This window comes from Streptomyces sp. NBC_01498, assembly GCF_036327775.1.
GTDB lineage: Bacteria > Actinomycetota > Actinomycetes > Streptomycetales > Streptomycetaceae > Streptomyces.
In genome coordinates this window covers 2,079,388-2,102,455 of the sequence record NZ_CP109598.1, presented here as the reverse complement: position 1 = coordinate 2,102,455, position 23,068 = coordinate 2,079,388, and the positions used below count along the sequence as shown (strand labels likewise).

The 23,068-nt window shown below is 74.3% G+C and carries 16 protein-coding genes; 4 read left to right on the top strand and 12 right to left on the bottom strand.

Going from position 1 to position 23,068, the window contains the following annotated elements; genetic code table 11:
- Nucleotides 1-71 precede the first annotated feature (71 nt).
- Both OG875_RS08665 and OG875_RS08660 read right to left on the bottom strand, forming a co-directional pair.
- Entirely contained in the window at nucleotides 72-2,729 is a 2,658-nt protein-coding gene (locus OG875_RS08665; protein ID WP_330177660.1) for an outer membrane protein assembly factor BamB family protein, read from the bottom strand.
- Nucleotides 2,730-3,445: 716 nt separating this feature from the next.
- Complete coding sequence (locus tag OG875_RS08660; RefSeq protein WP_330173638.1) at nucleotides 3,446-3,718, bottom strand: hypothetical protein; 273 nt, start codon at nucleotides 3,716-3,718, stop codon at nucleotides 3,446-3,448.
- 276 nt (nucleotides 3,719-3,994) lie between these two features.
- Between OG875_RS08660 and OG875_RS08655 the strand changes: the two genes are divergently transcribed.
- Nucleotides 3,995-4,498, top strand: coding sequence for a hypothetical protein (locus tag OG875_RS08655; RefSeq protein WP_330173637.1), 504 nt, complete (start codon nucleotides 3,995-3,997; stop codon nucleotides 4,496-4,498).
- 102 nt (nucleotides 4,499-4,600) lie between these two features.
- Here the strand turns inward: OG875_RS08655 and OG875_RS08650 are convergent, their stop codons facing one another.
- The 6 genes from OG875_RS08650 to ligD form a co-directional block, all read right to left on the bottom strand.
- On the bottom strand, nucleotides 4,601-5,566 hold the full coding sequence (locus OG875_RS08650; protein ID WP_330173636.1) for an AurF N-oxygenase family protein: 966 nt from the start codon (nucleotides 5,564-5,566) through the stop codon (nucleotides 4,601-4,603).
- A gap of 201 nt (nucleotides 5,567-5,767) precedes the next feature.
- Nucleotides 5,768-6,880, bottom strand: a complete 1,113-nt coding sequence (locus OG875_RS08645) for an amidase (RefSeq protein ID WP_330177659.1) — start codon at nucleotides 6,878-6,880, stop codon at nucleotides 5,768-5,770.
- 37 nt (nucleotides 6,881-6,917) lie between these two features.
- A complete protein-coding gene (locus tag OG875_RS08640) occupies nucleotides 6,918-8,381 on the bottom strand; it encodes a penicillin-binding transpeptidase domain-containing protein (protein ID WP_330173635.1) in 1,464 nt (487 codons plus the stop codon).
- Nucleotides 8,378-9,811 (bottom strand): FtsW/RodA/SpoVE family cell cycle protein, encoded by a 1,434-nt coding sequence (locus tag OG875_RS08635; protein WP_330173634.1) that lies wholly within the window; start codon nucleotides 9,809-9,811, stop codon nucleotides 8,378-8,380. The genes OG875_RS08640 and OG875_RS08635 overlap by 4 nt, the downstream gene beginning before the upstream one ends.
- Nucleotides 9,812-10,125: 314 nt before the next feature.
- Nucleotides 10,126-10,515, bottom strand: coding sequence for a zinc-ribbon domain-containing protein (locus tag OG875_RS08630; RefSeq protein ID WP_330173633.1), 390 nt, complete (start codon nucleotides 10,513-10,515; stop codon nucleotides 10,126-10,128).
- A 105-nt stretch (nucleotides 10,516-10,620) separates the two neighbouring features.
- The gene (gene ligD, locus OG875_RS08625) at nucleotides 10,621-11,505 is read right to left on the bottom strand and encodes a non-homologous end-joining DNA ligase (protein WP_330173632.1); all 885 of its coding nucleotides are present in this window, start codon (nucleotides 11,503-11,505) and stop codon (nucleotides 10,621-10,623) included.
- A 41-nt stretch (nucleotides 11,506-11,546) separates the two neighbouring features.
- On the opposite strand from ligD, the gene ku reads away from it, so the two are divergent.
- The 3 genes from ku to OG875_RS08610 all read left to right on the top strand — a co-directional run bounded on the left by ku (nucleotide 11,547) and on the right by OG875_RS08610 (nucleotide 18,033).
- Nucleotides 11,547-12,659 (top strand): non-homologous end joining protein Ku, encoded by a 1,113-nt coding sequence (gene ku / locus OG875_RS08620; RefSeq protein ID WP_330173631.1) that lies wholly within the window; start codon nucleotides 11,547-11,549, stop codon nucleotides 12,657-12,659.
- A gap of 1,081 nt (nucleotides 12,660-13,740) precedes the next feature.
- Complete coding sequence (locus OG875_RS08615) at nucleotides 13,741-16,431, top strand: glycoside hydrolase family 97 catalytic domain-containing protein (protein WP_330173630.1); 2,691 nt, start codon at nucleotides 13,741-13,743, stop codon at nucleotides 16,429-16,431.
- Nucleotides 16,432-16,821: 390 nt separating this feature from the next.
- Nucleotides 16,822-18,033 (top strand): FAD-dependent monooxygenase, encoded by a 1,212-nt coding sequence (locus OG875_RS08610; protein WP_330173629.1) that lies wholly within the window; start codon nucleotides 16,822-16,824, stop codon nucleotides 18,031-18,033.
- Nucleotides 18,034-18,114: 81 nt separating this feature from the next.
- On the opposite strand, the gene OG875_RS08605 is transcribed toward OG875_RS08610, so the two are convergent.
- The 4 genes from OG875_RS08605 to OG875_RS08590 are packed head-to-tail and all read right to left on the bottom strand — an operon-like array spanning nucleotide 18,115 to nucleotide 23,051.
- Nucleotides 18,115-18,852 (bottom strand): ABC transporter ATP-binding protein, encoded by a 738-nt coding sequence (locus tag OG875_RS08605; protein ID WP_330173628.1) that lies wholly within the window; start codon nucleotides 18,850-18,852, stop codon nucleotides 18,115-18,117.
- Nucleotides 18,853-18,862: 10 nt separating this feature from the next.
- Nucleotides 18,863-19,690, bottom strand: a complete 828-nt coding sequence (locus OG875_RS08600; RefSeq protein WP_330173627.1) for an ABC transporter ATP-binding protein — start codon at nucleotides 19,688-19,690, stop codon at nucleotides 18,863-18,865.
- Complete coding sequence (locus tag OG875_RS08595) at nucleotides 19,687-21,843, bottom strand: branched-chain amino acid ABC transporter permease (RefSeq protein ID WP_330173626.1); 2,157 nt, start codon at nucleotides 21,841-21,843, stop codon at nucleotides 19,687-19,689. Before OG875_RS08595 ends, OG875_RS08600 begins: the two co-directional genes overlap by 4 nt.
- Before the next feature lie 2 nt (nucleotides 21,844-21,845).
- Nucleotides 21,846-23,051 (bottom strand): ABC transporter substrate-binding protein, encoded by a 1,206-nt coding sequence (locus tag OG875_RS08590; protein ID WP_330177658.1) that lies wholly within the window; start codon nucleotides 23,049-23,051, stop codon nucleotides 21,846-21,848.
- Nucleotides 23,052-23,068: the final 17 nt, after the last annotated feature.

The following is a 23,068-nucleotide window of genomic DNA, read 5'->3' as shown; positions in this document are numbered from 1 at the left end:
CGCCGTCACCCCCGGAGCGCCGACACCGCCGGCCCCCGGCGTGGCGCCTTGCCACCCCGGGGGCGCGGGGCTCAGTCGACCGGCAGCGCGTAGAACGTCCCGCCGCGCCGGATCACCGCCGTACGTCCCGCCATCAGCGGCTGGTACGCGGGTGTGGCCACGGGTGCGCCGTCGGCGGCGGGGGAGGGGGCGGGGCCGCCCGCGTTCTGGAACTTCCAGAGCCGGGCGCCGTCGCGCTCGGCGAACGCCGTCACCTGAAGTCCGTCGGCCGACAGCACCGTCCGGCCGCTGCCGCTCACCGTGATCCGGGGCACACCGTTCCAGGCGGGGGCCTCGGTCGTGCCCTTCCAGCGCTCCGCGCCGGTCGCCGGGTCGACCGCGTACACCTCCTGGTACCGGTTGGCGACATAGAGCGTGGAGCCGAGGAGTGTGCCGGTACCGAAGGCGAACGGGTTCTGCCCCGGCACCCTGGGCGCGCCCGACCTGCGCCACAACTGCCGTGCGTCGGCGGTGTCGTACGCGTACAACTGGTCGGCCACGGAGACGAACAGCCGCCCCCGCGCGTCGCCGACCGAGCCGCCCGCGGGCGGCACCGCGCCGAACGACCTCGACCAGGCCCGCCCGCCGTCGGCCCGGCTGAAGCAGTGGTACACCGACCGTCCCTTGCCCGCCGTGACCTGGGCGGGCAGCAGCGACGCGGTGTCCTGGCGCAGCACGATGTCCGCGTCCCGTACGGCGATCAGCTGGTACGCGGGGATGGACGAGGCGCGGCCGTTGGAGATCGCCGCGCGCCACAGCTCCTCGTGGGTGCTCAGATCGAAGGCGAAGAGGAAGGTGCGGACCGTGGCCGTCTTCCCCGTGCCGGTGGTGTGCGACCCGGTGAACCACACCTGGCCGTCCCTGGCCCCCGTGACACCGCCCAGTCTCAGTCCGGGTACGCCCCCGATGCCGTCCGCGTAGTCGATCCGGTGCTCGACCTTCCCGGACGCGGTGGTGAGCCAGAACAGTCCGGTCGTGCCCGCGACGAAGGTCAGGCCCCGGGGGGCGGGCAGCGCCGCGTGGAGGGCGGCGGCGTCGGCGTTGCGCCACAGCAGCTTCCCGGTGCGCGCGTCGACGGCGGTGGCGCCGGACCCGCCGGTGAGGACGAGGGTGTGCCCGCCGGTGACGGCCGCGTTCAGCACCTCACCGGCGGCGGCCGGGTGCTCGTACGCCCACAGGGTCTCGGGCGGCAGCCCCGTCAGGCCCGTGCGCCTGCCGCCGCCGGGTTTGTCGTCGGGCTTTCCGCCGGCGGTGGTGTCGGACGGCTCGTCGTCGGCGAGCGCCAGAACACCGCCACCGCCGATCACCAGCCCCGCCGCCCCGGCGACGATCCCGGTCAGCAGCGCCCGCCGGTCCAGGGGCTGCGTCAGTGGCAGCCGCAGCGCGGCGAACCGGCCCGAGCCGGAACCCGCGCCGGCGGCCGAGGGCCCCGGCGGCAGGGCGGGCGGTCCGGACGGCGCGGCCGGTGCCGCCGGGAGCATCGGTACGACCGCGCCCGGCGGCAGCGGCTGCGACTGGTGCGGCACCGGGGCGACGGCCGGGGGCAGCGGGAGCGCGGTCGGTTCGGGCCGGGCGTGCGGCAGCGACAGGGCCGCGGTGGGCCGGTCGGCGCCGCCGCTCTCGTTGCCGGACGCGGCCCGGGGCCGGCCGATGCGGGTGGTGCGGGTGTCGGGCACGCCGTCGGGCGCGCTGCCGGGTCCGGGGCCGGCGGGCGCGCCGGGGACGGCGTCCGAGGGACCGTCCGGCGGGGGATGCGGCGGCTGGTGGAGAGGGGCGTGGAGGGCGTCGACCCAGGTGGCCTGTTCGGCGATCGCCGCCGCCAGGACCCCCGGCAGCCAGCCGCCGGGTACGGCGGTCGCCGCCGCTGCCGCGCCCTCCAGTGCCAGTTCCGCCGCGACGGCCCCGGCGGTCGGCCGCGCGCCCGGCTCCTTCGCCAGGCAGCGCGCCACGAGCGACCGCAACTCCGGCGGCACCCGGTCGAGTTCGGCCGCCCCGCGGGCGATCCGGTCGGCCGCCGCGTCGGGCGGCCCGTCGGTGAGCGGAGTCGTCCCGGTGGACGCGTACGCGAGGAGCAGCCCCAGCACGAAGAGGTCGGCCGGCGGCCCCGGCACCTCGCCGGCGACCTGCTCGGGGGTGAGGTACCCGAGCCGTACGGACAGCCGCCCGCCCTCCATGGCCTCGGCCGACGCCGCCGCGCCCAGCGCCCCGAAGGCGGTGAGGCGCGGCCCGTCGGCGGCGAGGGTCACCGTGTCCGGGGCGAGCCCGTGCAGGACGGCGCCGGTGGCGTGGACACGGGACAGCGTCTCGGCGAGCGCGGCGCCCAGTATCCGCACGGACCGCTCCGGCAGCGGCCCGGCGACGGCGACGGCCTCGCCGAGGGTGAGCGCGGGCACGTAGCCGACGGCCGTCCAGAGCGGGCCCTCGCCGGAGGCGTCCGGGCCGTCCGTACGGGAGTCGAGCAGCGGCTCCACCCAGCCGCCGGCCAGCCGCTCGGCGGTGTGCGTCTCGGCCCGGAAACGCCGCCGGAAGGCGGGCAGTTCGGCGAGCGCGGGCCGGGCGACCGTCACGACGGCGGTGGCGCCGTTCGCGCCGTACGCCAGATACCGCACGGCGCTCGCCGACTCCCGGTACCTGGCCAGCACGGTGTAGGGCCCGACGAGACGTGGGTCGTCGTGCCGCAGCGGTTCCATCACGCGAATGCCCCCTGGTGGCTCTGCCGGGAGGTCGTCTCCGGCCCGCCCGATCCTAGGTCCTGTCCGGCGGATCTTCGTGGATCGGCCCGGGGCGGCCGGTGTGGTGCTTCACGAGGCGCGGGATCGTCCCCGTACCGGGCGTACTTGGACGAGTCCGACCACGATGCGGGGTGCCGTGCCGGGCCGGGCGCCGCGGGCCCGCGAGGATCCGCGGGGATTCGCCGGACAGGGCCTGGGCGGGGCGACACGGTGCCGCCGGGGTGGCCACGCCCGGCCCGTGCGCCCGCGCGGCGCGGCGCGTCCTCCGCCGGGGGGGACGGCTCGCGGCGGGGCTCGGCCCCGGTCGGGCTTGTACGGGGGTCACTTGAGGGCGCGGCGTTGGCGGCGTTCCGGGTCTGCGGGGATCCGCCGGAGCGGGTCTGGGCGGCGCGGGGGCCGCCGAAGTCGGCCAGGCCCCCGTATGCCCCGCGACGTGCGGCTCAGGTTCCGCCGGGGGCGTGGTTCTCGGAGGGGCTCGGCCCCGGTCGGGCTTGTACGGGGGTCACTTGAGGGCGCGGCGTTCCGGGCCTGCGGGGATCCGCCGGAGCGGGTCCGGGCGGCGCGGGGCCGCCGGGGGTCCGGGGCGGCGCGGTGCCGCCGGGGTGGGCCACGCCCGCCCGTGCGCCCGCGCGGCGCGGCGCGTCCTCCGCCGGGGGGACGGCTCGCGGCGGGGCTCAGCCCCGGTCGGGCTTGGACCAGGGCCACTTGAGGGCTCGGCGTTCGCGGCCCTCCGGGACGTACTCGTACTTCCAGCCGCGTTGCAGCCCGAGCCGCTTCGTGTACCCGGCGGGGGCGCGACGGTACGCGAGGACGGTGGGCGGCCCGCCCCCGGCGTCCGGCACGGGGACCTCGTACCACTTGGGCGGCTGCCCGGTGGGGCCGGTCAGCACGGGCAGCACGCGACCGTCGAGCGGCCCGCCGACAAAGACGGTCTCTTCGCTTCTCACCCGACCAGTGTCCCGCAGCCGCCCGGCCTCCCGCCGCGCCCGCCCGGCGTGGACGGTGCTCACCCCTGCGGCGTACCGGCCCCGTGTCCGCCGGGCGCCCCGGCCCACCGCCACGACCTGCGGCTTCGCGGCCCGCGCTGGACCGTTCGACGGAATCCGGCGGCGCGTTCCGGCGAGCCGCTTGACGACGTGTCTGCCATTGATGAAGGCCACGGCTCGGTTTCCCGAGCGGGCGACGGACGCCCGCACCGTGCCATGGAAGCGGAGAAGCCCATCATGCGCGTTGCTCGCATCCTCGCCACCGCCGCCCTGTCCTGCCTGGCCCTGGGCGCGGGTGTGACGACGGCCCACGCCGACGCCCGGCCGGTCCCGTCGGGTCAGCCCGTCCTCACGGTCAGCCCGAGCCCGGCGGTGCGCGGCGCGACCGCCACGCTGACCCTCCGGGGCGGCTGCTCGGCCAGCACCGTGTCGGCCTCGTCCAACGCCTTCACCGGCTCCGTCACCCTCACGCGTACGACGTCGGGCACCTACCAGGGCACCGCCGTCATCCGCAGCAGCGCCACCGCGGGCACCCACACCATCAGCGTCTCCTGCCCGAACGGCACCCCCTCCAGCTTCACCTTCTCCGTCGGCACGACGACCCCGTCCGGCGGCACCACCGGCGGGCTGGGCGGCAGCATCACGGACATGGACGGGACGAAGGTCGCGACGGGCGCGGCCCTGGTGACGCTCGCGGCGGCGGGCGGCACGCTGGTGCTGCGCCGCCGCGCGCGGAGCTGACCGCCCCGGCGGCGGGGCGGGCCCCATACCCGCCCCGCCCCGGCCGTGCGCATCCGCTCCGCCCCCGCGCGTCCGCCCCGCACCGGCGGCCCGCCCCACCCCTCAGGCCAGCAGCCCCGACGACTTCCAGAGCCGCCGCCCCGCCCCGCGCAGCACCCCTATGTCGTCCAGGAAGTCCGTCAGACGCTTCGCGCCCGACTGCATGACCTCTCGGCGGTGGCCGCTGGCCCGGACCTGGCTCACCGCCTCGTGGCGGTTCAGGCCCGCGTTGTCGTAGACCCGGGGGTTGACGAAGCAGACCGAGAAGACCCGGGCCGCCTGGCCTGCGGTGAGGCGGGTCAACTCCCTTTCCCAGCGCGGAGCCGTCACCATCTGGCGGCGCAACTCCTCACGGGCGTAACGCACATGGCGGGCCTCCTCCACCACATGGATCCGGGTCACGCCCCGTACCAGCGGCTGGACGCGCTCGTCCGGGAACGTCAGCCGCTGCATCCAGTCCAGGATCTCCTCGCCCAGCAGCGTCGCGGCGAACGAACCCGGCGTCGTGGACACGGACTTCAGCACGCGCGCCACATTGTGATGGGCACGGGGCACGGGGTACGCCGGGGCGCCGCCCTTCTGGATCATCCGCGCGAACATCGCCGAGTGGCGGCACTCGTCCGCGATCTCGGTGAGCGCGTAGCGGACGTGCTCGCTGGTCACCGGCTTGTCGTAGATGTGCCGGACCAGCAGCTGCATCAGGATGATCTCGAACCAGATGCCGAGCGAGGCGAGCGACGCGGCCTCGTGCCGGGCCAGGTCCATCCGCTGCTCCTCGGACATCCGCCGCCAGAGCGGGGTGCCGTACAGCGAGACCAACTCGGGCGGCCAGTACCACTTTCCGTCCTCCGGCGGGGCGTCCCAGTCCAGGTCCTTGTCCGGGTCGAAGGAGTGCTTGGCCGAGGCTTCGAGGAGACGGCGCGCGACCTGTTCACGGTCGCGCAGCGGCCCCAGCGCGTCATGCGGGAACGGGTTCCCGCGCTCCTCGTCGCGCGGGGCGGTCACTTCGGGGTCGTGTGCTGCGGTCATGGCGGGAAGCACCTCGCGACAGGGGGCCGGCGGGGGTCGGTGTTGCGGGACCGAAGTCGGTGTTACCGGGGGTACGACTCCGGGCCTCTTATAAGACGTCGTGTCAGTAGTCCCCGTCAATCCCCTGTCGGGCCCTCGCCGAATCGGCCCGCCGACTCCCCGGCCGATCCGCTCCGCGCTCCCGGGTCGTCGCGGGCGCCGTCACGGGCGGCGCAGGACGGGCAGGGCCGCCTCGGCCGCCTCCGCGACAGCGAGGAGCCCGGCCTCCGCCCCGCGCTCCGCGACCAGTTGGAGCCCCACCGGGCAGCCGTCGGGCGTGAAACCGGCGGGCAGACTCGCCGCCGGATGGCCACTCAGGTTGAACGCCCAGGTCAGCTCCGTCGAGTAGACGTCGGGCCCCGGACCCCCGTGGCCGTGCGGGCGGTTCGGTGTCACCGGGGTCAGCAGCAGCGGCGTACGCGCGAAGTACGCGTCCAGCCGCCGGTCGTTCTCCTCCCGCACACTCGCGCTCCCGCCCCCGCCCGCGCCGCCCGCTCCGGGTACGCCCCCGCCCCCGTCCCCGTCCCCGTGCAGCGCCAGCCACGCCTCGCGCGGGTCCAGCAGCGCCGGGGCCGCCCCCGGAGACCCGTCGAGCCGTACGACCCCGGCCGCCACCAGCCGGTCCACCGCCGCCCGTACCACCGCCTCCACCGCCGAGTCCGTCCCCGCGAAACCGAGGTCCGGCGAGTACGCGGCGGCCACCGGCCCACGCGGAGCGGCACCCGCCACCCCCGCCGACCCGGCCGCCACCCACCGCAGCCACACCCCCGCGTCCGCCACCCGCCGCGTCAGCACCCCCGCCGTCGCCAGGCCCGTCCGGTCCGGCGACGGCAGCAGCCCCCTCGTCGTCTTCAGCCCGAACACCCCGCACCACGCCGCCGGGATCCGCACCGAGCCCGCCCCGTCGCTGCCCGTCGCCAGCGGCACCATGCCCGCCGCGACCGCCACCGCCGACCCCGCCGACGAACCACCGGGAGTCCGGTCCGCGCGGTACGGATTGACCGTCCGGCCACCGGCCCCGCGCCCCCAGGTCTGCCAGTACGTCCCCGGCCCCGGCACCGCCGTCGAACCGACCGGCACCGCCCCCGCCGCGATCAGCCGCCGCGCCGCGTGCGACCGGATGCCCGTCGGGCCCTTCACCGCGAACGGCAGCCCCGCCAGCGGCAGTCGAGGGTCCACGGCCCGCGCCCGCCGCCTCGCCCCGGTGTGCCACACCTCGATGAAGGCACACAGCCCGGAGTCGAGCCGGTCGATCCGCTCCAGTGCCTCGTCCACCGACCACCACGACTCGCCCACCACACCCTCCAGTCTCTCAGCGCGCCTCCGCCAGCGCCGCCTCCATCACCGCGCGCGCGATCGGCGCCGCGTCGCCGCCCCCGCTGATGTCGCCCCGCACCGCCTCCGCGTCCTCCACCACCACGGCCACCGCCACCGCCGGCCGTGCCGCGCCGTCCGCCCGCGCCCAGGAGATGAACCAGGCGTACGGCGTACCGGAGTTGCCCACCCCGTGCTGCGCCGTCCCCGTCTTGCCGCCCACCGTCGCGCCCTCGATCCCGGCGCTCGTCCCCGTCCCGGTCTCCACGGCGTCCACCATCAACTGCCGCAGCCGGTAGGCCGTGGACGGCTTCATCGCCCGCCCGTAGGACCGTTGGCCCGTCCGGGAGACGGTGTCGCCGTCGGCGTCGAGCGTCCGCTCCACCAGACGCGGGTACGTGAGGTTCCCGCCGTTCGCGACGGCGGACGCGACCATCGCCATCTGGAGCGGCGTCGCCGTCGTGTCGTACTGCCCGATCGAGGAGAGCGCGAGCTGGTCGTCGCTCATCTCCCGGTCGAAGTTGGACACCGCAACCCCGGACGGAATCCTCAACCGCCGGTCGTTGAAGCCGAATCGGCCCACCGCGTCCACCATCCCGTCGAGCCCGACCCGCACCCCGAGCCCGGCCATCACCGAGTTGCAGGACCACTTGATCGCGTACGCCAGCGACTCCTGGTCACAGCCGCGTGTGTCGTTGGGGAGCCTGGTGCGGGTGCCCGGCAGGACGTACGGGTCGGGGACCCCCGTCGGTTTGTCGACGTCCTCGACCGCCCCGGTGTCCAGGGCCGCCGCGGCCGTCACGATCTTGAAGGCCGAACCGGGCGGATACGTCTGGCGGATGGCCCGGTTGAGCATCGGCTGGGCGGCGTCGTCGTTGTACCGCCGCCAGGTGTCCGCCACCGCGCTCCCCGTGCCCGAGAGCCGTCCGGGGTCGTACGAGGGACTGCTGACCAGCGCGAGGATCCGGCCCGTCGCGGGTTCGATCGCCGCGACCGCGCCGCGCCTGCCGTCGAGACCGGTGTACGCGGCGCGCTGCGCCGCCGAGCTGATGGTCGTGACGACGCTGCCGCCGGGCCGTCGGCCGCGGGTGATGTCGTTCCAGAACGGCAGGGGCGCCAGCATCGGGTCGGTCCCGGCCAGGATGCCGTCCTCGGCGTTCTCCAGCAGGGTGGTGCCGTACGTCTGGGAGGCGTAGCCGGTCACCGGCGCGTACAACGGCCCCTGCGCGTACGTGCGTTCGTACCGCAGCTGCTGGCGGGTGTCCCGGGAGCCGGTGACGGGGCGGCCGTCGACGAGGATCCGGCCGCGCGGCTGCTCGAAACGGTCGATGGCGGCGCGGCGGTTGGCGGGGTTGCGGTCGAGGGAGTCGGCCTGGATGACCTGTACCCGGGCCGCGTTGACGAGCAGGGCGGCGAACAGCAGCAGACAGCACGCGGCGGCGAGCCGGATCTGGCCGGTCATCGCTCACCGCCCGTCGCCGTCGTCCCGGTCGAGGGGCCCGTGCCCGGGACGGGCCCCGCGACCACCACCGCCGGCGCGATCACCCCCGCCTCCACCGGTTCCGGGAGCGGCCGGCGCGCCGAGTGGCTGAGCCGGATGAGCAGCGCCACGATGACCCAGTTCGTGACGACCGACGAGCCGCCCTGCGCCAGGAACGGCATCGCCATGCCGGTGAGCGGGATCAGCCCGGTCACCCCGCCCGCGATCACGAACACCTGGAGCGCCACGATCGACGCGAGACCGACCGCGAGCAGCCGTCCGAACGGGTCGCGCAGACCGAGCCCGGCGCGGTAGCCACGGGCGACCAGCAGCGCGTACAGCACCAGGATCGCCGTCAGCCCGAGCAGTCCCAGCTCCTCGCCCGCCGTCGCGAGGATGAAGTCGGACTTGGCGGCGAAGCCGATCAGCACCGACCGGCCCAGCCCCAGCCCCGTACCGAACATGCCGCCCGCCGCGAACGCGAAGAGGGACTGGGCCAGTTGGCCGGGGCCCCGGCCCGCGTCGATGGAGGCGAACGGGTCCAGCCAGTCCTCCACCCGGCCGTGGACGTGCGGTTCGAGCCAGCCCACGGCGACCGCGCCCACCCCGGCCAGCAGCAGCCCGACGGCGATCCAGCCGGTCCGGCCCGTCGCCACGTACAGCAGGATCACGAACAGGCCGAAGAAGAGCAGCGAGGTACCGAGGTCGCGTTCCAGGATCAGGACGACCACGCTGAGCAGCCAGATCGCGACGACGGGGCCCAGCACCCGCCCGCTGGGCAGCTGGAACCACCAGATCCGGCGGCCGGTGCAGGCGAGGGCGTTGTGGTTGGCGGCGAGATACGCGGCGAAGAAGACGGCGAGCAGGATCTTCGCGAACTCGCCCGGCTGGAAGGAGAGTTCGCCGATCCGGATCCAGATCCGGGCACCGTTCACGGCGGGGAAGAAGATCGGCAGGACCATCAGCACCAGCGCGGCGGCCATCGACAGATACGCGTACCGCTGGAGCACCCGGTGGTCGCGCAGGACCACCACGACGGCGATGAACAGCGCGACCCCGAGGGTGGACCAGACGAGCTGCGCGGGCGCGTCCCGCTCGCCCGGCGTCGCCAGGTCCAGCCGGTGCAGCAGCACCAGGCCGATGCCGTTGAGCAGGACCGCGATGGGCAGCAGGAGCGGGTCGGCGTACGGGGCGCGGAAGCGGACCGCGAGATGCGCGACGAGAGCGAGCAGACCGAGGCCCGCGCCGTGGGTGAGGGCGTCGGGCGGGGCGGCGGCGTCGAGGGCGAGGCCGACGGCGGCGTAACCGAGGACGGAGATGAGGACGGCGCCCACCAGGAGGGAGAGCTCGACCCCGCGCCGCTTGGCGACACGTGCTTCGGGCGGGGGAGGGTCCCCCGTCGTTGCGGTCATGGAGCGCAACGTAGCAACCCGACATGCCTTATGTCCGCTTATGTGTAGGCGCGGGGCATGTCGGGTCCCGTCGGGTCCGGGGGTGCGTCGGAGCCGGCGGGCGGCTGTCCGATGTTCTCGGTGGACGCGGCCGAGGTCCAGGCGCGGGCGCCGTCCGTGAGGAGGTGGCGCGGGGAGCGCCGGGGCGCGCGTGGCTCCCGATGTTCGGGACGGAGCAAGGCGCCGAGGGGAATCCACTCGGCGCCCGCCCGTTCTGCCCTATTTTCATCACATCATGCGCACGGTCGTCACGCTGCGTGTCCAGCTCGCCGGACTCAGCGCTGGTACGGGTTCCCGCCCTGCCCCGGCTGCGGCCCCTGGCCGCCCTGCCCGCCCTGGCTGAACGGGTTCCCGCCGCCCTGACCGCCCTGCGCGCCCTGTGCGAACGGGTTGGCGCCGTGCTGCTGGCCGATGCCCTGCTGCGCCTGCGACGCGCTCTGCGCGAGCAGCTGCTCCGCCTGCTCGTTCGGCACCCGGTGCTCCACACCGCAGAACGTGCACTGCGTGTAGTGCTTCGTCGAGTACGGGAACAGCGGCACGAAGAACAGCGTGAACTTGGAGACCCGCTTGCGCAGCGTGTGCGCCGACGGGTTGCCGCACTGGCCGCAGACGAGCGTCAGTATCGCGAGCTGGTAGATGTAGCCCTTGGTCCCAAAGATGATCATGCGTGGTTCCTTCTCTGCTCGTGACGCTTCATGACGCTCGCACCGGGCGCACCTCCATGGTGCACGGTGGCCGCGCCGGCCGTCACGGCACCGGCGGGGTGGGATTCAGGGCAGCCGCCCCGCCCGGTTGAGATTGATCAGCGGGCCGAGGAGATCCCCGTACCGCTCCAGCCGCCCCGCGATGTCGCCGACGCGGAAGACCAGGTCCTCCGGCGCCCCGCAGTTCCCGACCTCCTCCCAGGAGACCGGGGTGGAGACGGTCGGCTCCGGGCGGGCGCGCACCGTGTACGGCGCGGCCGTCGTCTTCGCCGCCGAGTTCTGGCTGTGGTCCACGAAGACCTTGCCGGGGCGCAGCGCGCGGGCCATCCGGTGCACCACCAGCCCGGGAAGCTCGGCCGCCGCCTCGACGGCGAGCGACTTGGCATACGCGGAGACCTCGGGCGAGGGGGTGGGCTCCAGCGGTACGAGCAGATGCAGGCCCTTCGAGCCGGACGTCTTCGCGTACGCGCCCAGCCCGTCGGCCGCCAGCCGGTCGCGCAGCCAGAGCGCCGCCGTGCAGCACTCCACGACGGTCGCGGGCTCGCCGGGGTCCAGGTCGAAGACGATGCGGTCGGCGCGGGCCGGGCTGTCGACCTGCCACTGCGGGGTGTGGAACTCCACGACCAGGTTCGCCGCCCAGATCAGCGTCGCCAGGTCCTCCACCAGCACCTGCTTGGCGATCTGGCCGGCCGAGCGCGGCACGGCCGCCGTACGCACCCAGGAGGGGGTGCCGGGCGGCGGGTTCTTGGTGAAGAAGCGCTCACCGGCGGGGCCGTCCGGGTACCGCAGGAAGGAGACGGGGCGGTTCGCCAGATGGGCCAGCAGGGCGCCGGCCGAGGTCGCGCAGTAGTGCAGGACCTCGCCCTTCGTGGTGCCGGTGGCCGGATAGAGGACCTTGTCCAGATTGCTGAGGGCGATCCGCCGCCCCTCCACCTCCGCGATTGGCGTCATACGATGAGAATCCCACGATTTTCGGATGTAAGGGATTAACCGTGCGATCCATATGGAACGGCGCCATCTCGTTCGGTCTGGTCAACATCCCGATCAAGCTGGTCAACGCCACCGAGAGCCATTCGATCTCCTTCCGGCAGATCCATCTGGCGGACGGCGGCCGGATTCGTTACCGGAAGGTCTGCGAGCTGGACGAGGAGGAGGTCACGTCCGCCGAGATCGGCAAGGCGTACGAGGACGCCGACGGGTCCATGATCCCGATCACGGACGACGACCTGGCCCAGCTCCCGCTGCCGACGGCGAAGACCATCGACATCGTCGGATTCGTGCCCGAGTCCTCGATCGATCCGCTCCAGGTCGGCTCGGCGTACTACATCGCGGCGAACGGCGTCCCCGCCGCCAAGCCCTACACGCTGCTGCGCGAGGCCCTGAAGCGCAGCGAGAAGGTCGCGATCGCGAAATTCGCCCTGCGCGGGCGTGAGCGGCTGGGCATGGTGCGGGTCCTGGACGACGTCATCGCCCTGCACGGGCTGCTGTGGCCGGACGAGATCCGCCGGCCGGAGGGGGTGGCGCCGGAGACCGAGGTCAGCATCCGGGAAGCCGAACTCGACCTGGCGGACGCCCTGATGGACACGCTCGGCGAGGTCGAACTGGAGTCGCTGCGCGACGACTACCGGGAAGCCGTCGAGGAACTGATCGCGTCCAAGGCGGCGGGCGGCGAGCTGCGGGCGCCGGAGGAGCCGGGGGACCGGCGCGGGGGCAAGGTGCTGGACCTGATGGCGGCGCTGGAGGGCAGCGTGCGGGCGGCGAAGCAGTCGCGGGGCGAAGGTGCGGGGGAGGGCGCGGACGAGGATGCGGAGCACGCCGAGGTGACGCGGCTGCCGACCCGCAAGAAGGCGGCGGCCGGGGCGAAGAAGACGGCGTCGAAGTCCACCGCCGGGTCGCGGGCCGGGGCCGGGGCGGCGAAGAAGACGGCCGCGAAGCCGGCGGCCAAGACCGCGTCGAAGTCGGCGTCGAAGGCGGCCCCGGCGAAGGGCGGGGAGAAGACGGCGGCGGCCAAGAAGGCGGCGGGTGCCGGAGCCGCCGCGAAGAAGACGGCCGCCAAGAAGACCACGGCGAAGAAGGCCCCGGCGCGCAAGCGCGCGTCCGCCTGAAGCCTTCCGGGCGGGGAGGGTGGATACTTTGCCGGCCCCGTGGCCCCGTGGCCCCGTGGCCCCGTGGTCGCGTCCGCTCGGTGGCGACGGGGTGGAGGTACGCGGGCTTGCCGTGGTGCGCGCGAGGCCCGCTGCCTCCGGGCGCGCCGGAAGTCGCTGGCCGCCGACCGTCATGAGGCGCCGTGCGGCTCCGGCGCAGGCGTGTGCGCCCCGGCGCGTGAGCCGAGCGCGGCGTCCCCGCACCGGAGGTCTCCACTTGCCCGTCGCCGACCACCGCCCGTCACGAGGTGTCGTGCGGCTCCGGCGGCGGCGCGCGCCCGCGAGGCCGGGCGCCGGTCGGCACCGGAGGTGGCCATCTGCCGTCCGCCGACCACTACGAGGTGTCGTGCACCTTCGGCGCAGGGCCGCCGTGCGCCCCGCCGGGTGGCCCGAGCGCGGCGTCGCGGGCGGGGGCGCCCGGCGCGCCCGCGAGGCCGGGCGTCCCCGGAACCTGAGGTCTTCACCCACCGATCGCTGACCGCCGACCGCTACGAGGTGTCGTGGACCTTCGGCGCAGGGCCGCTGTGCGCCCCGCCGGGTGGCCCGAGCGCGGCGTCGCGGGCGGGGGCGCCCGGCGCGCCCGCGAGGCCGGGCGTCCCCGGAACCTGAGGTCTTCACCCACCGATCGCTGACCGCCGACCGCTACGAGGTGTCGTGGACCTTCGGCGCAGGGCCGCTGTGCGCCCCGCCGGGTGGCCCGAGCGCGGCGTCGCGGGCGGGGGCGCCCGGCGCGCCCGCGAGGCCGGGCGTCCCCGGAACCTGAGGTCTTCACCCACCGATCGCTGACCGCCGTCCGCCGCGAGGCGCCGTGCGGCCTTCCGCGGGAGCGACCGACCCGCCGTGCCCGCCTTCGCGCCCGCCCACCACCCTCGGCCGGACGGCCTATGGATTCTGTTGGATTCTGTGCGACGCACCCTGGCGTATCCGGTGGATTCTGGTGGAGAATCCGAACGCGGGCGCCCCCACAGCCCCACCCCGCTTGTTGTCAACTCGCGCCCCGTGTTCGTCCGTCGGTACCGGCTCCGGGTGAGAGGGACAAGCGATGACGTACCGCAGGGCACGATCCGCCGACCGGCTGCGGGGCGCCTGTGCGACCGCGCTCGCCGGGGTGTTGTGCCTCGGGGCCCCGGCGGCGGCGCGGGACGGCGCGCGGCAGACCGGGCCCGGTGACTCCGGGTGGACGGTGACACACGGCGGGCCCACCGCCTACGTGCGGCTCGACCCCGGCGACGGGTCCCTCACGCTGGCCGTACGCGACGGCGACCGCACGCTCGTGGCGCCCTCGCCCCTCGGTGTCGTCACGGGGGACGCCGACCTGACGCGGGGCCTGCGTCTCGTGGACAGCGCGGAGCGCCGTGTCCGGGAGACGTACACGACCGTGGTCGGCAAGGAGCGGGACCGTACCGTCGACATGGCCGAGTCGCGCCTCACCCTGGAGGGCGCGGGCGGGGCACGGATCGACCTGGTCGTGCGCGCGGCGGACGACGGGGTCGCGTACCGCTACGTGCTCCCCGGCCGCGCGGACGGCGGGAGCGACGTGCTCCGTGAGGCGTCCGGCTTCGTCCTGCCGGACGACGCGCCCGCCCGGCTCAGCGACTACTCCGTCAACTACGAGCAGCCGTACGACGCCACGACCGCCGCCGGGGCCCCGGCCGGCCCGTACGCGTACCCCGCGCTCTTCCGGGTCGGCGACGCCCATGTCCTGCTCACCGAGGCGGACGTGGACGGCCGTTACCCCGCGAGCCGCCTCGACCACACGGCGGGCGGCGGCAGTTACGGCGTGACGCTGGCCGACCCCGCCGTCCCCCTCCCCGCCGAGGGTTCCCTCGCGACCCCCTGGCGGACGGTGATCGCGGGCGACCTGGCCACCGTGACCGGGTCCACGCTGGTGGACGACCTGGCCCCGCCCTCCCGCGTCGCGGACACCTCCTGGATCCGCCCCGGGGCCGTCGCCTGGTCCTGGCTCGCCGGATTCGGCCCGGCGCAGCGCAGCCTGGAGACCCAGCGCCGGTTCGTGGACTACGCGGCGGCGCACGGCTGGGAGTACTCCCTCGTCGACGACGGCTGGAACACCACCGACTGGATGCCGGAGCTCATGGAGTACGCCGAACGGCGCGGCGTGCGCGTCCTGTTGTGGATGCACTGGACGGACCTCGACACCCCCGCCGAGCGCACGGCCCGACTGGACCAGGTCGAGGAATGGGGCGCCGCCGGGCTGAAGATCGACTTCATGGACTCGGACTCGCGCGCACGCATGGAGTGGTACGACGCGATCCTCCGCGAGACCGCCGACCGTGAACTGATGGTCAACTTCCACGGCTCGACGCTCCCGCACGGCATCCAGCGCACCTGGCCGCACGTCATGACGATGGAAGGTGTGCACGGCGCCGAACAGGGCGACGTCCAGGCCGACGACATGGCGACGCTGCCGTACACCCGCAACGTGGTGGGTTCCATGGACTTCACCCCCATGGGCTTCCAGTTCGGCCGGCGCAACAACACCGAGGCGTCGGAACTGGCGCTCTCCGTCGTGTACGAGTCCGGGTTCCAGAACTACGCGGGCAGCGTCGAGGCGTACCGCTCCCGGCCCGAGGTGGCCCGGTTCCTCGAACAGGTCCCGACCGTCTGGGACGAGAGCCGGCTCCTCGCCGGGGCGCCGGGCGAGGAGGCGACGTTCGCGCGCAGGAACGGCGACCGGTGGTTCGTCGGCTCGATCGGCGCGGGCGGCGCCGGGACCCGGCGGGTCCCGCTGACCTTCCTCGGTCCCGGCTCGTGGCGGGTCGACACCGTACGGGACGGCGCGGCCGGACTGGTCCGTGAGACCCGACTGACGGACCGTCACGATGCGCTCACGGTCCCGGTGCCGGCCGACGGCGGCTTCGCCGCACTGGTCTGCCCCGCCGTACCGGACCGGGACAGCTGCGACCGGCCGGTGGACAGCGTGCCGGCCGGCACGCTGTCCGTCACCCCCGAGAGGACCGACGCCCGGCCGGGGGCCACGGTCGGCGTCGAGGCGGAGTTCACGCTGGACGAGGCGGGCCCCGCGACGGACGTCACGCTGGACGCCCGTACCCCCGACGGCTGGGCGGTCGACGGCGCGGGCGCGACGGCGGACGAGTTGACCGACGGCGCCGCGCTGACCGCCTCCTGGCGCCTCACGGTCCCCGCCGACGCGCCGTCCGGGACGACGGAGATCCCGGTCACCGCGACCTACCGGGACCCGTCCTCCGCGCCGGGCACGCCGCCGCTGACGGCGGAGCGCGCGGTGCGGGTCTTCGTGGCGCCCGAGGGCACCGTGTACGTCAGTTCGCTGCCCTTCACCGCCGAGACCAACGGCTGGGGCCCGGTCGAACGCGACACCTCCAACGGCGAGGACGGCGCGGGCGACGGCGGCCCGCTGCGCCTCGGCGGCACGACGTACGACAAGGGCCTCGGCGTGCACGCCCGGTCCGAGGTGGCGGTCGCGCTGAACGGCGCGTACGAGCGCTTCGCGGCCGAGACCGGCATCGACGAGGAGAAGCCGGACAGGGGCTCGGTGGTGTTCGAGGTGCTCGGCGACGGAGAGGTGCTGGCGCGCAGCGGCACCCTGGGCCCGGCGGACCCGCCGTACGCGTTCGACGTGGACGTGCGCGGCGTGCGGCAGCTGACGCTGCGTGTCACGGACGCCGGCGACGGCATCGACTCGGACCACGCGGACTGGGCGGACGCGCGCCTGCGGGAGAGCGGCGCCTGACCGGGCGGTCCGCGCTGTCCGTCACCCGCAGGCTCCCGCCCGGTCCGGCACGAACACGCTCAGCCGGTACGCGGTCGGGTGGCGGGTCCGGCCGCAGAGGGTGTCCAGGCGGAACATCGAGGGATCCTTCACCTCGTGCCCGGCCCTGAGGTGCCCGATCCGACCGTCCAGTTGCCCGGCCCCAACTCCCGCTCCGGCCGAACTCGTTGGCGCTTGCGTGTGCGTCGTCCGGGCATGCCCCGTGACCTCCCGTCCGTCACCACTCCGGCAGCACTCCGCCATCACTCCGCCGTCACTCCGGCATCGGTGTCTTCCTGGCACTCGAATAGGATTTGGCCACAGTGTCACCACTGGAAACAGCCAACACATCTACGGAGTGGAGAGCCAGGTATGCGTGGAGGCAGCGTCGCCGTCGTCGGCGGCAGCATAGCGGGGTGTGCCACGGCCCTGGCCGTGTCGCGCGGCGGGGCCGGGAAGGTCACCGTCTTCGAGCGGGCCGACGCCCAACTCCGCGACAGGGGTGTCGGGATCGCCCTCCACAACGACCGGTACGTCGAGCTGGAGAGCGCCGGATACGTCGCCGCCGACATGCCCTGGGCGCCGCTGACCCGGCGCGTGTGGACCGTGCGGGACGGCGACGCGGAGCACGGACGGGCCGTCGGCGAGCAGCCGTTCCCGTTCCGCGCCTACAACTGGGGCTCCCTGTGGAGCGAGTTGAGGCGCCGGGTGCCCGAGGACGTCGACTACCGCTCCGAGACCCGTATCGAGGCCGTGGAGCCGGACTCCGACGGCGTCACCCTCCGACTCCCCGGCGGACGGAGCGAACGCTTCGACGCCGTCGTCGGCGCCGACGGTTACCGCTCGGTGGTGCGCGAGGCGATGTTCCCCGAACTCCGGCCCACGTACGCCGGTTACCTCGGCTGGCGCGGCACCTCCGCCGATGTCGCCGACCTCCCCTCCGACGGCAACGACGCCCACAACGTGGTCTTCCCCGGCGGCCACTGCATGATCTACCGCATCCCGGACGGCGTCGGTGGCCACCGGCTCAACTGGGTGCTCTACACCGTTCCGCCCGCGCACCTCGACGTGGACCTGAGCACGCCGACTTCGCTGCCGCCGGGCGGTGCCACCGAGGAGCTGACCGCGTACCTCCGCGCGCTCGTCGCCGACAACTTCCCGCCCTACTGGGCGGCCAGGGTGCTGCGTACCCCCGCCGAGACCACGCTCATCCAGCCCATCTACGACCTGGAAGTGCCGCAGTTCACCTCCGGGCGCATGCTCCTCGTCGGCGACGCCGCCAGCGTCGCCCGGCCGCACATCGGCGGCGGCAGCGTCAAGGCCCTTCAGGACGCGACCGCCCTGGAGGCCGCCGCGGTGGCCGGGGGAAGCTGGAAGGAGGTCATGGAGGCGTACGACACCGCCCGTGGCCCCGTCGGCTCCGCCATGGTCGCGCTGGCCCGCCGGATGGGCAGCGCCCAGGTCGAGAACACCCCGGACTGGAGCGCCATGCGCCAGCCGGAGTTCGAGGCGTGGTGGGGCGCCCAGAACAGCGGCTCCGACCGCAGCAGCGGCTTCGGCGGCCACAGCCTCAAGCGTCCCTGAACGACCTGACACGACGTCGGAAAGCGGGAGGCGGGCCGCAGTCGCGGCCCGCCTCACCCATGTCGAACCACCGACCCGCTGTCAGCGCGCCGCCGTCCGCACCGGAGTCAGTTCCAGTGCCTCGTGCAGCGCCGCCGGGTCCCGGCGGGCCTCCGCGCCGTCCATCCGCAGTGTCGTCCGGCCCGAGGTGAGGACCGTCAGCTCACGGGCGCAGCGCGCCGCCTGCGCCGGGCTCGGGGAGACCAGCAGCACGGCGATCCCCTCCTCCGCGAGCGTGACCACCAACTCGTAGACCTGCTTGACCAGTACGGGCGCCAGCCCCTCCGTCGGCTCGTCCAGCAGCAGCACGCTCGGCGAACCGAGCAGCGCGCGTGCCAGGGCCAGCATCTGCTGCTCGCCGCCGGACAGGTCGGTGCCCCGGTTGCCGCGCCGCTCACCGAGCCGGGGCAGCAGGTCAAGGACCCGCTCCGGGGTCCACACGCTGGGCCGGCTCGTGTCGCCCCGGCGCGGCGGCCGGTACGAGAGCCGCAGATGCTCACCGACGGTGAGCCCGCCGAAGACCCGGCGGCCCTGCGGGACGAGACCGATCCCGGCCCGCGCGACCGTGTGCGCGGGCTGCCCGGTCAGGTCACGCCCGCCCAGCCGGACCGAGCCGGCCGACGGGCGGATGAAGCCCGCCACGGTGTGGACGAGCGTGGTCTTGCCCGCCCCGTTGTGGCCCACGATCGCGTGGACGGAGCCGGCGGGGACGGTCAGGTCGAGATCGTGCAGGACGGTGCCGCCGTGGTAGCCCGCCGTCAGGCCGGTGAGTTCCAGCATCGGTGCTCGGTCACCCTCTCGCGTCTGCGGTGGCACGGGTGTCGTCGTCCTGACGGCCACCGGTGGCGTGGTAGGCGTCGCGGACCTCCGGGTGGGCGAGCGCCTCCGCCGTCGGCCCGGTGACCAGGACCCGCCCGGCGGCCAGCACGGTCACCGTTCTCGCGAGTTCCGCGACGACCTCGACGTGGTGCTCCACCAGGATCATCGCGACGCTGTCCGGCAGCCCGCCCAGAATCGTGAGCAGGCGCCCGATGTCGCCGTCGGTCAGCCCGGCCGCCGGCTCGTCCAGCAGCAGCAGGCGCGGGTCGCCCGCGAGAGCCGCCGCCAGGTCGAGCATGCGCCGCTGGCCGTGCGACAGGTCGGCGGCCGGCCGGTGGGCGGCGTCGGCGAGGCCGACGGCCTCCAGATGACGGGCCGCCGACTCCTCGTGCCGCCGGTAGCGCGAAGGCCGCCGCCACGCCCCCCGGCGCAGCGGATGGTGGTGCCAGCCGGCCAGCACGATGTTGTCCAGCACCGACAACTCGCCGATCACCGACGGCTGTTGGAAGCTGCGGGCGATCCCGAGGCGGCTGCGCCTGGCGGTGGCCGTACGGGTGATGTCGGCGCCGTTGAGCGCGATGGAGCCCTGGTCGGGGCGGTCGGTGCCGGCGATCAGGTTCAGCAGGGTCGTCTTGCCCGCGCCGTTGGGGCCGATGACGGCGTGCCGTGCTCCGGGCCGGAGCAGGAGGCTGACGTCGTCGACGGCGGTGAGGCTCCCGTACCGGCGGGTGAGGTTCCGCAGGTCCAGCACGGGTGGCGTGGACGCTTCGGAGGCGGACGGTTCGGTGGTGGGTGTCATGGGGCGACCTTCCCGGCCGGTACGCCGTCGTGGTCGGGCGGGAGCCGGTCGGGGTGCGCGGACCCCGGCCCGGTGGGCCCGGACCCGCCGGAGCCCCGTCCGGTACGCAGCCCGGCCAGACCGCGCGGCAGCAGATAGACGACGGCGACGAACAGCACACCGAGCAGCAGATGCCCGTGGCCGGGCCAGGCGCTGGCCACCCAGTCACGGGTGATGACGATCAGTCCGGCACCGAGCAGCGCGCCGATCACGGACGTGTTGCCGCCGATGACGGCGGCCAGCAGCGCGAACGCCGCGATCTCGAAGCCGACGTCGGCGGGGGAGAGGTACTGCTGGACGGTGACCATCAGCGAGCCGCCGACCCCGGCCAGCGCGCCGGCGCCGATGTGCGCAACCAGCAGGTAGCGCCCCACCGGGTGGCCGGACGCGCGCATCCGGGCCTCGGCGTTGCGGGTGCCCGTCAGCAGCTTTCCGGCGGGCGAGCGCAGTACGGCGACGGTGACGGCGACGGCCACGACCGCGACGACCAGGGCGTAGTTGTAGACCTGGTCCTCCTCGACCATCCCCTCCCCGCCGAACAGCGCCTGGGTGGCCGGGAAACCGACGAGGCCGTCGGCGCCGCCGGTGACGGACTTGAGCTGGTTGATCGCGGCACTGGTCAGCTCGCCGATGGCGAGCGTGATCATCAGAACCGTGGTGCCCCGGGCCCGGATCACGGCGGGACCGGTCACCAGGGAGAACAGCGCGGCGGCGAGCGCCGCGGCGACGAGCTGCACCGGACCGGCCGTCCAGCCCGCGTCGGCGAGGTTGGCCGTGGCGTACGCGCCGACGGCGAACGGAGCGGTCTGGCCCAGCGTCGGCAGCCCGGCGTAACCCGTCAGGATGGCGACGCTGACCGCGAGCAGCCCGAGGGCGAGCGCGGAGCCCGCCAGCGACAGGGTGTACGCGTCGAGCAGCCCCGGGAGGGAGATGAGCACGACGAGCAACACCAGCAGCGGCGCGGCCCGGCGGCCCCGTGAGGCGAGCGGACTCTCGTCCGGACCGCCCCGGAGCAGCCGCGACAGCCCGCCGGCCCCGCCCCGGACGGGCTTCGGCCGGTCCTTCGCGGTGGCGTCGGCGGCGGCGGTGGTGGTGGTGGTGTCGGCGGCGTTGGTGTCGTCGTCGGCGGCGACCGGGCGGTCCGTGGCGTGCGCCGTGGCCCCCTCGCCCCGGCCCTTGAACGAGCCGGAGAGACGGCGGCGCAGCCAGTCCACCGGGTCCGAGCCGCCGCCCCCGCCGTGGGACCCCGCGTTCGCGGGTTCGGTGAACCCCGAACGCAGGATCAGCACGGCGGCCATGGCGGCGAACAGCAGGTACGGCGCCCACTCGGGCACCAGCGAGACACCGAGGGTCTGCACCTCGCCGACGGCGATCGCCGCGAAGAACGTCGTCCACAGCGAGCGCAGCCCGCCGAGGACGACGACCACGAGGGACAGCATCAGCACGGTGTCGGCGGTGCCGGCCCCCGGACCGAGGATCGGCGCGCCGAGCACCCCGGCGGCCCCCGCGAGCGCCCCGGCGGCGGCCAGCACCCCGGTGTGCACGGCGCGGGGGCTGTGCCCGGTGGTGGCCAGCATCTGCGGGTCGTCGGCGGAGGCGCGAACCGCCGCCCCCACCCGGGTGCGGGTGAGCACCCAGGTACCGAACGCCGCCAGGAGCACGGCCATCAGGATGAAGCAGAGCCGGTACGCGGGGTACCGGTGGCCCAGCAGCTCCACCGAGGAGTCGAGCACCTCGGGGACACGTACCGGTAGTTCGTCGGCCCCGAAGAACTCGGTGAGGAGATTCCCGCCGATCAGGGCCAGTCCGAACGTGAGCAGGGCTTGCGCGAGATGCCCACGACGGGCCAGGGGGATCGTCGCCGCGGACAGGCCGGCACCGGCGGCGGTGGCCGCCGCCGTTCCGGCCAGGAGCCCGACGGCGAGACCGCCCCAGGTCCCGTCACTCAACTCGGCACCCGTGTAGGCACCGATCGCGTACAGCGTGCCGTGTGACAGGTTCAGCACGCCCGCGGTGCCGAAGGCGAGACTCAGACCGGCGGCGACCACGAACAGCAGCAGCCCGTAGGCCACTCCGTCCACCGCCGGAACGAGGTGGGCATCAAGGATGTTCATGATCAGCTGCCGAGGGTCGCCAGGTCCTGGACCATGACGTTGGCCAGCTGGTCACCGTCCTTGCGCACCTGTCGCAGGTACCACGCCTGCACCGGGGAGTGCGCCTTGTCGCCGAACTCCCAGGAACCGCGCGGGCTGTTGATCTGGCCCAGACCGCCGATGGCGGTGTTGATGGTCTCGGGCGTGACGTCGCCCTTCTTGGCGGCGTCGGCGATCGCCTGGTCCAGCACGGCCGCCGCGTCGTAGGAGGCCATCGCGAACGTCGTCGGCTGGGTGTCGTGCTTGGCGGTCCAGTCGGCGGCGAACTTGCGGTTGGCCTCGTTGTCGAGGTCGGCCGCGTAGTTGAGGACCGAGTAGATGTCCTTGGCCGCGTCGCCCTGCGCCTGGAGAACGCTGCCCTCGGTCACGAACGCCGTGTACAGCGGGATGTCGGCGATGTCGGACTGCGCGTACTGCTTCGCGAAGTCGATCGCCGCCTTGCCGGCGTAGAAGCAGTAGACGGCCTTGGCGTCCGTCTTGGCGATCTCCGCGAAGTACGGCATGAAGTTCGTGGTCTTCGGGAACGGCGTCCAGGCGGTCTCACCGCTCGGGTTGGCGAGCTTGCCGCCGATCCGGGCGAACTCGTCGGTGAAGCCGCGGAGTTCGTCGTAGCCACCCTGGTAGTCGGGGCCGATCGCGTAGACCGGGCCGTCGACGTTCTCCTTGATGTACGGGGCGATGGCCTTGCCGGGCTCGTCGGAGAGGAAGCTCGTCGTCCAGACGTACTTCATGTCCTTGATCGGCGGACGCGCGTTGGAGCCGAGCAGCGGGATCTTCGCCTGGTTGATCATCGGCAGCACCGCGTTGACCGAACCACCGCCGACGAGGCCGGTCAGGGCGTCGACCTTGTCCTTCTTGATGAGCTTGGTGGCCGCGGGGACCGCGGTGGGCGGACCGTCGCCCTCGTCCGCGACGATCAGTTCGGCCTTGCGGCCGCCCAGCTTGTTGTCGTGCGTGGCCAGGTACAGCTCGAAGCCCTTGCGGAGCTCCGTGCCGACGGGCTCGTACGTGCCCGACAGCGAGGCCACCAGACCGATCTTCACCGTGTCGTCGCCGGCGCCGCTGTCGCTGCTGCACCCGGTGACCGCTGCCAGACCGAGTGCGAGGGCGGCTGCGCCGACCGGCCGGACTCTGCTGCGGCCACGCGAGAGGGATATGTCGAAGAACATGAGGGCTCTCATCAGGA

Coding starts and splice junctions, on each gene's coding strand:
- OG875_RS08665 (WP_330177660.1), bottom strand. CDS start 2,729: ATGGAACCGCTGCGGCACGACGACCCACGTCTCGTCGGGCCCTACACC.
- OG875_RS08655 (WP_330173637.1), top strand. CDS start 3,995: ATGCGCGTTGCTCGCATCCTCGCCACCGCCGCCCTGTCCTGCCTGGCC.
- OG875_RS08650 (WP_330173636.1), bottom strand. CDS start 5,566: ATGACCGCAGCACACGACCCCGAAGTGACCGCCCCGCGCGACGAGGAG.
- OG875_RS08640 (WP_330173635.1), bottom strand. CDS start 8,381: ATGACCGGCCAGATCCGGCTCGCCGCCGCGTGCTGTCTGCTGCTGTTC.
- OG875_RS08635 (WP_330173634.1), bottom strand. CDS start 9,811: ATGACCGCAACGACGGGGGACCCTCCCCCGCCCGAAGCACGTGTCGCC.
- OG875_RS08630 (WP_330173633.1), bottom strand. CDS start 10,515: ATGATCATCTTTGGGACCAAGGGCTACATCTACCAGCTCGCGATACTG.
- ligD (WP_330173632.1), bottom strand. CDS start 11,505: ATGACGCCAATCGCGGAGGTGGAGGGGCGGCGGATCGCCCTCAGCAAT.
- OG875_RS08615 (WP_330173630.1), top strand. CDS start 13,741: ATGACGTACCGCAGGGCACGATCCGCCGACCGGCTGCGGGGCGCCTGT.
- OG875_RS08610 (WP_330173629.1), top strand. CDS start 16,822: ATGCGTGGAGGCAGCGTCGCCGTCGTCGGCGGCAGCATAGCGGGGTGT.
- OG875_RS08605 (WP_330173628.1), bottom strand. CDS start 18,852: ATGCTGGAACTCACCGGCCTGACGGCGGGCTACCACGGCGGCACCGTC.
- OG875_RS08600 (WP_330173627.1), bottom strand. CDS start 19,690: ATGACACCCACCACCGAACCGTCCGCCTCCGAAGCGTCCACGCCACCC.
- OG875_RS08595 (WP_330173626.1), bottom strand. CDS start 21,843: ATGAACATCCTTGATGCCCACCTCGTTCCGGCGGTGGACGGAGTGGCC.
- OG875_RS08590 (WP_330177658.1), bottom strand. CDS start 23,051: ATGTTCTTCGACATATCCCTCTCGCGTGGCCGCAGCAGAGTCCGGCCG.